The organism is Kitasatospora sp. NPDC054795, from assembly GCF_053611565.1.
In genome coordinates, this window is record NZ_JBSHAP010000067.1 from 41,982 (window position 1) to 51,680 (window position 9,699).

The 9,699-nt window shown below is 75.3% G+C and carries 9 protein-coding genes; 2 read left to right on the forward strand and 7 right to left on the reverse strand.

Annotated elements, in window-relative coordinates; translation table 11 throughout:
• Nucleotides 1-35: 35 nt before the first annotated feature.
• The 6 genes from ACWGJO_RS23795 to ACWGJO_RS23820 form a co-directional block, all read right to left on the reverse strand.
• Nucleotides 36-713 carry a DUF402 domain-containing protein gene (locus ACWGJO_RS23795; RefSeq protein WP_452186631.1) on the reverse strand — a complete coding sequence of 226 codons (678 nt, stop codon included), beginning with the start codon at nucleotides 711-713 and terminating at the stop codon, nucleotides 36-38.
• A complete protein-coding gene (locus ACWGJO_RS23800) occupies nucleotides 710-1,552 on the reverse strand; it encodes a hypothetical protein (protein WP_359903256.1) in 843 nt (280 codons plus the stop codon). The genes ACWGJO_RS23795 and ACWGJO_RS23800 overlap by 4 nt, the downstream gene beginning before the upstream one ends.
• Before the next feature lie 70 nt (nucleotides 1,553-1,622).
• Nucleotides 1,623-3,386, reverse strand: a complete 1,764-nt coding sequence (locus ACWGJO_RS23805) for a GMC family oxidoreductase (protein WP_452186633.1) — start codon at nucleotides 3,384-3,386, stop codon at nucleotides 1,623-1,625.
• Nucleotides 3,383-3,787 (reverse strand): hypothetical protein, encoded by a 405-nt coding sequence (locus ACWGJO_RS23810; protein ID WP_387692282.1) that lies wholly within the window; start codon nucleotides 3,785-3,787, stop codon nucleotides 3,383-3,385. Before ACWGJO_RS23810 ends, ACWGJO_RS23805 begins: the two co-directional genes overlap by 4 nt.
• 227 nt (nucleotides 3,788-4,014) lie before the next feature.
• Nucleotides 4,015-5,112: a TIGR03617 family F420-dependent LLM class oxidoreductase gene (locus ACWGJO_RS23815; protein ID WP_452186635.1), complete on the reverse strand. Its 1,098-nt coding sequence runs from the start codon at nucleotides 5,110-5,112 to the stop codon at nucleotides 4,015-4,017.
• A 51-nt stretch (nucleotides 5,113-5,163) separates the two neighbouring features.
• Complete coding sequence (locus ACWGJO_RS23820) at nucleotides 5,164-5,793, reverse strand: TetR/AcrR family transcriptional regulator (RefSeq protein ID WP_452186637.1); 630 nt, start codon at nucleotides 5,791-5,793, stop codon at nucleotides 5,164-5,166.
• Between the two features lie 110 nt (nucleotides 5,794-5,903).
• On the opposite strand from ACWGJO_RS23820, the gene ACWGJO_RS23825 reads away from it, so the two are divergent.
• Nucleotides 5,904-7,463 carry a carboxylesterase/lipase family protein gene (locus tag ACWGJO_RS23825; protein WP_452186639.1) on the forward strand — a complete coding sequence of 520 codons (1,560 nt, stop codon included), beginning with the start codon at nucleotides 5,904-5,906 and terminating at the stop codon, nucleotides 7,461-7,463.
• Between the two features lie 83 nt (nucleotides 7,464-7,546).
• Here the strand turns inward: ACWGJO_RS23825 and ACWGJO_RS23830 are convergent, their stop codons facing one another.
• Nucleotides 7,547-8,227, reverse strand: coding sequence for a type 1 glutamine amidotransferase domain-containing protein (locus tag ACWGJO_RS23830; RefSeq protein WP_452186641.1), 681 nt, complete (start codon nucleotides 8,225-8,227; stop codon nucleotides 7,547-7,549).
• Nucleotides 8,228-8,416: 189 nt separating this feature from the next.
• Here ACWGJO_RS23830 and ACWGJO_RS23835 point away from each other — a divergent pair, with 189 nt between their 5' ends.
• Nucleotides 8,417-9,328 (forward strand): LysR family transcriptional regulator, encoded by a 912-nt coding sequence (locus ACWGJO_RS23835; protein ID WP_452186643.1) that lies wholly within the window; start codon nucleotides 8,417-8,419, stop codon nucleotides 9,326-9,328.
• The last annotated feature ends 371 nt before the right edge of the window (nucleotides 9,329-9,699 follow it).

Consider the following 9,699-nt stretch of genomic DNA (forward strand, 5'->3'; position numbering starts at 1 on the left):
CAGGGCCTAGCAGGTCGGCGCCGGGTGATCAGTCCTCAGTCCGCTTCGACGGGGGTGCTGAGGGCGGTGGCCGGGAGGGTGGGCAGCGGGCCTGCGGGCGGCAGCTCCCAGACCGCCGGGTCGGGGGCGAACGGGCCGGTGCGGTCCAGGAGTTGCCCGAGGGCGAGGTCCCGTGCCCGGTCCATCCACCGATGGGTGGCCTCGTCGATGACACCGAGGCGCCGGGCGTGGGCGTACTCGTCCTCGTCCTTCCAGCTGTACGTCGAGAGATCGGGGGTGATCACCAGATCCAGGAAGAGGTCGAGGGTGTCGAGGCCGATGGCCGTCCGCCGGTACGGGCGCTCGAAGTTGACGTACCAGTACAGTGGCCGGCCGTCGGGCGTCAGGAAGCGGTGGACGCTGAACGGCGCTCCGGCGGTGAAGCGGCTGAGCACCACGGTGTCGCGCCAGGTCCAGTCATCGAGTTCCCACCGGCCGGCGGCGAGGTCCTCGATGCAGTCCAGCCGCGCGGCATCGTCCCCCGCGCGGGCGGCGGCGGTCCAGCCGGCCGGGGCCAGGGTCTCCGTCCCCGGGCGGGCGGTGAGGGTCAGGGTCGCGCCGTCGTCCGCGAGCACGGTGTACGGCATGGCCGACCAGACCCTGCCGTGGGCGATGTCCCGTCGCACGGCGGTGCCGCCCGGGGCGAAGACCGGGGAGAAGTCCGGGGCCGTCATCGGATGTAGTAGGCCCGGTTGTGGGCGGCGACCGGCGGGGACTGGTAGGTCCAGACCCCGGCCGCCGGGGCGTCGGCAATCAGGTGGGCGAGGTCGCGGGCCGACTCCTCCGCAGGGTTGCCGAGGTCGAGCCGGACGCGGTCGGCGGTGCGGTCGTCCAGGGCGTAGTAGCGGTAGGGCTGGTAGACGTTGAGCGGCCCGGCCAGCAGCTTGCCCTCGTCGTCGGTGCCGTAGCCGGTGATCGGCGTGTTGTTGACGGACTCGGGGGTGAGGCCGACCAGGTTCACGTCCAGGGCGAGGAGTTCCTCGTCGTGGCGGATCAGTCCGTCCTGCCCGAGGCCGGCCCGACGGCAGGAGACCGTCCAGCGTTCGCGCACGTCGGGCGCGTTGAGGGAGGGCAGGGTGGTCTCGAACCAGCCCGGGTGCTTGGGCTCGGCGTACAGCCGGCGCCCGGCGTCGATGGCGAGCGGGTTGTCGCAGAGGACGTGCAGCCGGGCGATGCCGAGCAGCTTGGTCTGGTCGTACCCCCGGGCGTACTGGCCGTAGTTGACCACCGGCATTCGCTCCTCGGCGAAGAGCGGGTGGGCGATCAGGTTGATCTCCAGCTCCTGGGTGATGCCGCCGCCGTTCGGATACTGGGCGAAGTAGAGCTGGTAGTTGAGGGAGACGCAGGCCCCGCCGTCGAAGGCGGCGACGTTCAGCCCGGGGTGGCGCTTGGCGAGCAGCTCGCGCGCCCGCGCGCGGTCGACCAGATAGTCGACGCCGATGTTGTGCAGCGCGCCGTAGTGGAAGGGCAGGTGGTACGGCTCCGGTACGGGCGGCAGCGGCAGGCCGGTCATGAGGACTCCGAGGACGGGAGAGGCGGGGGAGACGGGAAGGACGGGGGAACGGCGGGGGCGGTACGAGGGTTCAGGGGGCGGCCGGTGGTGCCACGGCCGCCGGGCGGTGCAGCTCCAGCAGGTCGTGGTGCATCCGCTCGGCGCTGCGCAGCGCGAGGGCGGCCATGGTGAGCGAGGGGTTGGAGGTGCCCAGGGAGGGCATCGAGCCGCAGCCGACGGCGTACAGGTTGGGGTGCTCCCAGCAGCGCTGCCAGTGGTCGACCACCGAGGTCGCGGGCGAGTCGCCCATGATGTGGGTGCCTCCGGCGTGGCCGGCGCCGCGGTAGCCGTGGACGCTTCCCCGGTGTTCGAGCCGTCCCGGCCATCCGGCCGCCGGGTAGGCGGTGTGGTCCTCGGCGCCGAGCAGGGCGAACAGCTGGTCGGAGACGGCCCTGGCGGAGGTCATCCCCTCGCGGACGTACTCCGAGAGGTCATAGCGGATGGCCGGGCCCGGCAGACCGAGCGGGTCGCGCCGGTCCGGGTCGAGGGTGACCCGGTTGGCGTGGTCGGCGGGCTGCTCCAGCTCGAACTGGAGCGAGAACTGACGGCCCAGCCGGTCACCGAGGCGGTCGCGGAGCTCCTTGCCGCGCAGGCCCGCCGCGAGCAGCGCCGCCGCCTCGGCCTCCGGCGCTCCGCCCGCCCAGGACCAGCCCCAGTTGCCGATCTCGATCCGGAACGGTGCCCGGCGCTCCCGCCCGGGGCCGAAGCGGAACGCCTCCAGGCCGCTGGTGGAGCCGGGTCCGCGGTAGGGGCCGACCGGGCGGGGCATCAGCCCCCAGGTGAGCAGGGCCGGGTGGTCCATCAGGTTCCGGCCGACCTGGTCGCTGCGGTTGGCCAGGCCGGACAGGAGCAGCAGCCGGGCGTTCTCGATCGCGTGCGCGGCGAGGACGACCAGGTCCGCCTCCACCCGGTGGGCCGTCCCGCCCGCGAGGTATTCGACTCCCCCGGCCCGCCCGGTCTCCGGGTCGGCCAGCACCCGGCTGACGACGGCCTCCGTGCGCAGTTCGACCCCGGCCGCCCAGCGGGCCTGGGTGCGCAGCGGGGTGTACTTGGCGCCGGTCGGGCAGGCGGGGACGCAGCTGGCGCTGCCCGCGCAGAGCGGCCCGTCGGCGGATCCGGGCCTGGTCGGCACGCCGTTGCGGGCGTGCGGGGTGGCGGTGACGGCGAGCCGGGCGGGGCCGGGCACGGCGGGGTCGCGGACGGTCCGTCCGTCGAGGGCGCGGGCCAGTTGCCGGTCGAGGAAGCTCGCCGGAACGGCTCGCATCGGGAAGTCGTAGCCGTCCGGGATGGGCAGTCCGACGGCGCGGCGTTGCTCCTCGGCGTCGGCGGCGACGCCGAGTTCCCGTTCGGCCTCGCGGTAGTGGGGTTCCAGGTCGTGGTAGCCGATCGGCCAGTTGCGGCCGTGGCCGAGGTCTCCGGTGCGGAAGTCCTCCGGGTGCATGCGCGGGGTGAGCCCGGTCCAGAGCAGTCCGGTGCCGCCGTTGGCGCGCAGGTAGCCGCTGGCGTAGGGCAGCGGCCCGTCCTGGCGGAGGTGGCCGGTGGCGGTGAAGCCGCCGTCCGGGTGTCCGGCGAGGTCGGTGACGTCGGGTGACGGGGCCTCGGGGCTGTGCGGGTAGGGCGAGGTGGGCGGTCCGCCGCCGGCCGCGCGGTGGGCGGTGGCGGTCTCGGCTCCGGTGGGCGCGGCCCGTCCGGCTTCCAGGACGAGGACCCGCCAGCCCTGGGCACCGAGGCGGTGGGCGACGAGGGTCCCGGCGAAGCCCGCGCCGACCACGACGGCGTCCCAGCGGGCGCTCATCGGCGCTCACCGCCGTTGTCCGGCGCCACTGCGCTTCGGGGTGCCTCGGCCCAGCTGCCGTGGCCGGGGGCGGCGGAGCCGGGCGGGACGGCGTGGAAGGTCCGCCAGACCAGCCCCTGGTCGTGGGCGCGGGCGGAGGAGGGTGCCTCGCCGGGCCAGGCGCCGACGTACCAGAGGTGGACCAGGGCGTGCTCGTCGCGCACCTGGTGGGCCAGCGTGGTGCGATGGTGCTCGTCCGCCATGCCGGTGGAGCGCAGTTCGGGGACGTCGAATCCGGTCAGCTCGGCGCAGACGCGCAGGAACTCGTCCAGGTCGGCCAGGGCGTCGACGTACTGGTTCGCGACGGGGTCCCAGCACTCCGCCAGGTCGTAGTCGGCCGGGTGGTCGTCGGACACGGGCACGCGGGCACCCCCATGGTCGGCAACGGGTGGCCGAGGCATGACAGGCCGGACGGCGCAACGGTCCGTACGGCGCGACAGGCCCCACAACGCGGCAGGCCAGGGCGACCCGTCCACCGGACGACCCGGCCTGCCACCGCGATCATGCCGCGACTCCTCACCACCGGAAACGCGTTGCACGAATCTGCCCGGACTTCGTCATCCCTTGTCCGGTCGGCCGCGCGTCACGATCATCCAGCGTCCGCTTCCGGTCGGCCCAGCGCCCGTACGGCCGCCAGGACGTCCAGGCCGAGCTCCGGGTCGGCGTCCTCGGGCAGGCTGACGGACAGCCGGGTGACCAGACCCGCGTACCGGCGGTGGATCTCCCGGGCGACCTCCTCGACCGGACCGCAGACCGCGAAGGCGTCGAACACCTCGTCGTCGATCAGCGCGGCCATCTCCGCCCAGCGGCCGCGCACCGAGTGGGTGTGCAGCTCCTCCTGGAGCCCCTCCCAGCCGTGCTGCGCCAGCACCGGACGGTAGGCCGGCGTGGAGGCGTAGAACGCGAGCCGCTCGCGGGTGGCGGCCCGGTTGGCCGCCAGCTCCTCCTCGGTGCGGCCGGTGGCGGTGAGCACGCTGCCGACGATCTCGAACGGCCGCTCCGTCCATGCGGCGCCCTCCGCCTCGGCCCGGGCCCGCTCCTCGGTCAGGCCCGGCAGCACCTGCTCGGTCAGGTAGGCGGTGGAGGAGAACGGGTGGCTCAGGAAGCCGTCGGCCACCGCCCCGGCCGTCCGGGTCATCAGCGGCCCGACGCCCGCCAGCAGGATGCGCGGCACGCCGGACGGGACCGGGTCCGGGGAGAACACCGGCGTCATCACCGTGTGGGTGTAGAACTCGCCCCGGAAGCGCAGCCGTTCGCCGGCCTGCCAGCTGTGCCAGATCGCCCGCACCGCGTGCACGTACTCGCGCATCCGGGCGGCCGGACGGTCCCAGGGCATTCCGAAGCGCTTCTCGATGTGCGGCTTGACCTGCGAGCCCAGCCCGATGACGGCACGTCCGCCGGAGGCCGCGTGCAGTCCCCAGGCCTGGTAGGCGAGGGTCATCGGGGTCCGGGCGAAGGCCACCGCGATGCCGGTGGCCAGCTCGATCGACTCGGTCCGGTCGGCCGCGCGGGCCAGCTGGAGGAACGGGTCGTACGCGGTCTCGGCCACCACCAGCCGGTCCATCCCCCGGCGTTCGGCCCGCTCGGCGGCGTCCAGGATGCCCGCCGGGTGCCCGGAGGCGGTGGCGTCGAGCCCGAGGGCGGCGGGTCGGGGGGCGGCGGGCCGGAGGGTGGCGGGTCGGTCCATGGGCTGGGCTCCTGGTCGCGGGCGGCTGTGGTACCCGGGTAGCCTGCCACGTCACCTGCCGTCGACGTCCCCGCCCACGTCTCCCGGCGCCGCGAACAGTCGGTCGAGGTGCCGGTCGACGGCCGCGAGCACGGCGTCGGGCCCGACCACGTCCAGCTCCAGCAGCGTGGCGAACCCGGTGAGCGCGAGCAGCAGGTCCGTCTCCACCACCGGATCGCGGTCGGGCACCAGCTGCCCGTCGGCGATCGCCTGCCGGAGCACCTGCTCGACCATCGCCCGCCCCTGGAGCAGGCCGCCGCGCGCCCGTGCGTGGACCTCCTCGTCGTGCAGCGCCTCCAGCACGTAGGCGGCGCTCATCCGGCTGGTCGCCCGCGCGTCGGCGTGCAGCGGCAGCTGCTCGACCAGCATCGCCCGCAGCACGTCGCGCGGATGCGGCCGCCCGCCGAGCGCTCCCATCGCCACGCCGACCCGCCGCGCGCTCTGCTCGCCGGCGAAATCCATCGCGAAGGAGAGCATCTGCGCCCGGGAGCCGAAGTAGTGCTGGAGCTGACCGAGCGAGATACCGGCCTCCTGCGCGACCTCGCGCATCGTCAGGTGGGAGGCGCCGCGCCGTTCCACGACCCGCCACAGCGCGCGGGCGATCGTCTCCCGGCGTTCCCGGTGGTCGACCTGCTTCGGCATCGGCGGCGGCTCCTCGTCCTCGCTCCGCGCGCTGCGGAGCCTTTTCCATACACTTGACATAATACAGCTGACCTATAACGTGGACAGCCTTCCGAGGGAGGAGCGCCCACATGCCGGAACAGCCCGTCATCCGCACCACCGAGGGACTCGTCCGCGGCCGCTGGGCACCGCACCGCGGCCAGGAACGGCGACAGGAACAGCAGCAGGAGAAGCACGCGCAGCCGGGGTGCCGGGAGCTCGCGGTCTTCCGCGGCATCCGCTACGCCCGACCGCCCGTCGGGGCCCTCCGCTTCGCCGCCCCCGTCGAGCCCGAGTCCTGGGACGGCGTCCGCGAGGCCACCGCCTTCGGACCCGTCGTCCCGCAGTCCGGGCCGATGCCCGCCAGGACCTCCGAAGCGTCCGGAACGTCCGAGGACACCGACTGGCTGACACTCGACGTCTGCACGCCCGATCCGGGCGCGGCCGGACTGCCGGTGCTGGTCTGGATCCACGGCGGCGGGTTCATCTCCGGGACCGCCGGCGACCCGCTGTACGACCCGACCGCCCTGGCCACCGCCGGGCTGGTCGTGGTGAGCATCAACTACCGGGTCGGCGCCGAGGGCTTCGCGCTGCTGGCGGGCGCCCCCGCCAACCGCGCCTTCCTGGATCAGATCGCCGCCCTGCACTGGGTTCGGCGCAACATCGCCCGCTTCGGCGGGGACCCGGCCCGGGTGACCGTCGCCGGGCAGTCCGCGGGCGCCGGCTCGGTCGCCGCCCTGCTCTCGACGGACCGGGCCCGCGGCCTGTTCCGGCGGGCCGTCGCCCACTCGGTGCCGGGCAACCACTGCACTCCCGCGCTGGCCGCCGAGGTCACCGCCGAACTCGCGAAGCTGCTCGGCACGGCCCCCACCGCCGCCGCTCTGGCCGAGGTGCCCCCCTGGCGCCTGGCCTCGGCGGTCACCGACCTGGGCGCCGCACTGCCGACCCACCTCGCGCGCTGGGGCCGGCTGGCGCACAGCGGCATCGCCACCGTCCCGGTGGTCGACGGCGAGGTCCTTCCGGGCTCTCCCTGGTCGGCGCCCACCGCCGGCGTGGACCTGCTGGCCGGTCACACCCGGGACGAGTTCCGGCTGTTCAGCGTGCTCAGCGGCCGACGCGACGGCTTCACCGAGGAGGAGGCCCGGCTGATGCTGGAGCTGTTCGCCCCGCCGCCGGGCGGCCCGGACGCCTACCGGGCCGCCCTCCCGGGGGCGACGCCCTCCGAACTCCTGGAAACCGTCGGCTCCGACGCCCTGTTCCGGGTGCCGTCCGTCCGACTCGCCGAGGCCAACGCGGCCGCCGGCGGCACCTCGTACCTCTTCGAGCTCGCCCTGCCCGCGCCCGCTCTCGACGGCGCCTTCGGCGCCTGCCACGGCCTGGACGTACCGCTCGCCTTCGGCAGCCTGGACAGTCCGATGGCACGGCAGTCCCTCGGCGACCCGCCCCCGCCGGAGGCGGTCCGGGTCTCGGCGGAACTGCGGCGGGCCTGGGTCCGCTTCGCCACCACCGGCGACCCGGGGTGGCCCGCCTTCGAACCGGACGGGCAGCTCACCCGGGTCCTGGACGCCCGCTCGCGGACCGTCCGCTACCCGGAACAGGCCACGCACCGGATCTGGGCGGGCCACCCCCTCACCGCCTACGACCTCCGCTGACGGCGGCCCGGCACGGCAGGAGCCCGCCCGGCGGCGTCGGGCGCCGCGCCGCAGCACCACCGCGCCCGGCCCCGCCCCGGCCGCTACTTCGCCGAGTCCGCCAGCAGCTTCAGCAGGCCGGCGGCCACCAGGCCCGAGGAGGCCGGGTTCTGGCCGGTCACCAGGTTGCGGTCGACCACCGCGTGCGGCGCCCAGGGCTCGCCCTCCTCGAAGTCCACGCCCAGCGCGACCAGCCGGTCCTGGAGCAGCCACGGCGCCCGGTCGGCCAGGCCGGCCTGGACCTCCTCGGCGTTGGTGAAGCCGGTCACCCGGTACCCGGCGAACGGCGAGCCGCCGTCCTCGGTCCGTGCCGCGAGCAGCGCGGCCGGGCCGTGGCAGACCACGCCCAGCGGGCGTCCCGAGGCGAGCGCCCGCGTGAGCAGCCGACCGGAGTCGGCGTCGACCGCCAGGTCCTCCATCGGGCCGTGGCCGCCGGGGTAGAACACGACGTCGTAGTCGGCCGGGTCGACCTCGGCCAGCACCAGCGGCTGCCGGAACTCGGCGATCTTCGCCAGTTCCTCGGCCAGCTCGGGGTCGGTCAGGCTGGCCCGGTCCGCGACCGGGACGACGCCGCCCGGGGTGGCGACCGCGACCCGGTGGCCCGCCCCGGTGAAGGCGCGGTACGGGACGACCGCCTCCTCCGCCCAGAAGCCGGTCGGATGCTCGGTGCCGTCGTTCAGCGTCCAGACCTTCGAGCCGGTCACGACGAACAGGATGTCGGCCATGGGGTGTGCCTCCAGGGGTGCCGCGGTCCTCGCCGCGACGGTCCGCCGCGGCGCTCACGCCGTCGACGCTAGACGCGCCCTGCCTGCGGGAACCAATGGGCCACGCGATACCGGGCATCGGAATTCCGATACCTCACCCGGACCGTCGAGCCCGCCGGCCGGCCATCGGAATCCCGTAGGCTCGCCGGCATGAGCGATCGGCCGACCACCGGCTCCGGCCCGCTGGACCTCAACCAGCTGCGGACCTTCCTCGCCGTGCACCGGGCGGGCTCCTTCACCGCGGCCGCGCATCTGCTCGGCCTGTCCCAGTCCACGGTGACCGCGCAGATCCGGGCGCTGGAGCACCGGCTCGGCCGGGAACTGTTCGAGCGCCGGGCGCGCGGGGTCAGCCCGCTGCCGTACGCCGACGACCTCGCCACCCGGCTGGCCGGGCCGATGGACCGGCTCGCGGGCCTCGCCGACGGGCGCGGTGGCGGCGTGCCGGAGCCGGTCCACCTCGCCGGGCCGGCCGAGTTCCTCGGCACCGTCCTGCTGGCGGAGCTGGCCCCGCTCGTCACGGAGGGCGTCCAGCTGCGGGTCACAAGCGGGCTGACCGACCCCCTGCTGGCGGAACTGCGGGCCGGGCAGCACGACCTGGTGGTCGCCACCCGGCGGCCGCCCGGCCGGACGCTGCTCGCCGAACCGCTCGCCGACGAGGAGTTCGTCCTGGTCGCGGCCCCGCTCTGGGCCGAGCGGCTGGCCGGCCGGGAGCTGCCCGGCGCGCTGGCCGAGGTCCCGCTGCTCAGCTACGCCGAGGACCTGCCGATCGCCCGCCGCTACTGGCGGCACGTCTTCGACCGACGACTGCACGCCCGGGCCGCGGTCACCGTGCCGGACCTGCGGGCGGTGCTCGCGGCGGTGACCGCGGGCGCGGGCTGGAGCGTACTGCCCGGCTACCTGTGCCGGGCCGAACTCGCTTCCGGCGCCCTGCGGTTGCTCCACGAGCCGGCCGATCCGCCGATCAACACCGCGTACCTGGTCCGCCGCCCGGCCGGCTCGGCCAACCCGCACGTGGCCCTGGTTCGCGAGCGCCTGCTGGCCGCGGCCCGCACCTGGGCCTGACCCGGCGGGTCCCGGCCCGGGCGGCGAGTTCGACGCAGTCACGAACGTCCAGTTGCAGCTGTGCGGCGGCAAGGTGCTTCCTGACCGTCCCGAGGGAGACGTACCGGCGGTCGGCGATCTCGTGCTCGGTGAGGCTGTGGCGGCGGCCCGGACGGTCGCCGGCTCGCGGTCCGACAGCGGGTGCCGGTCGGCACCGGGCAATGGCGGGCGGGCCCGGCGGTGGGTGAAGCGGCGCGGCAGGCGGACGGTGCGGACCATGCACTGGACGTCGGCGAGCAGGACCCGGGCGGCCGCCCCCGCCCTACCCCGGCGGGCCCCCCCCGCCGCGGGGGGTGGGGGGGGGGTGAAGGGGGGGCGGGGGGGGGGGTGGC

Coding starts and splice junctions, on each gene's coding strand:
- ACWGJO_RS23795 (WP_452186631.1), bottom strand. CDS start 713: ATGACGGCCCCGGACTTCTCCCCGGTCTTCGCCCCGGGCGGCACCGCC.
- ACWGJO_RS23800 (WP_359903256.1), bottom strand. CDS start 1,552: ATGACCGGCCTGCCGCTGCCGCCCGTACCGGAGCCGTACCACCTGCCC.
- ACWGJO_RS23805 (WP_452186633.1), bottom strand. CDS start 3,386: ATGAGCGCCCGCTGGGACGCCGTCGTGGTCGGCGCGGGCTTCGCCGGG.
- ACWGJO_RS23815 (WP_452186635.1), bottom strand. CDS start 5,112: ATGGACCGACCCGCCACCCTCCGGCCCGCCGCCCCCCGACCCGCCGCC.
- ACWGJO_RS23820 (WP_452186637.1), bottom strand. CDS start 5,793: ATGCCGAAGCAGGTCGACCACCGGGAACGCCGGGAGACGATCGCCCGC.
- ACWGJO_RS23825 (WP_452186639.1), top strand. CDS start 5,904: ATGCCGGAACAGCCCGTCATCCGCACCACCGAGGGACTCGTCCGCGGC.
- ACWGJO_RS23830 (WP_452186641.1), bottom strand. CDS start 8,227: ATGGCCGACATCCTGTTCGTCGTGACCGGCTCGAAGGTCTGGACGCTG.
- ACWGJO_RS23835 (WP_452186643.1), top strand. CDS start 8,417: ATGAGCGATCGGCCGACCACCGGCTCCGGCCCGCTGGACCTCAACCAG.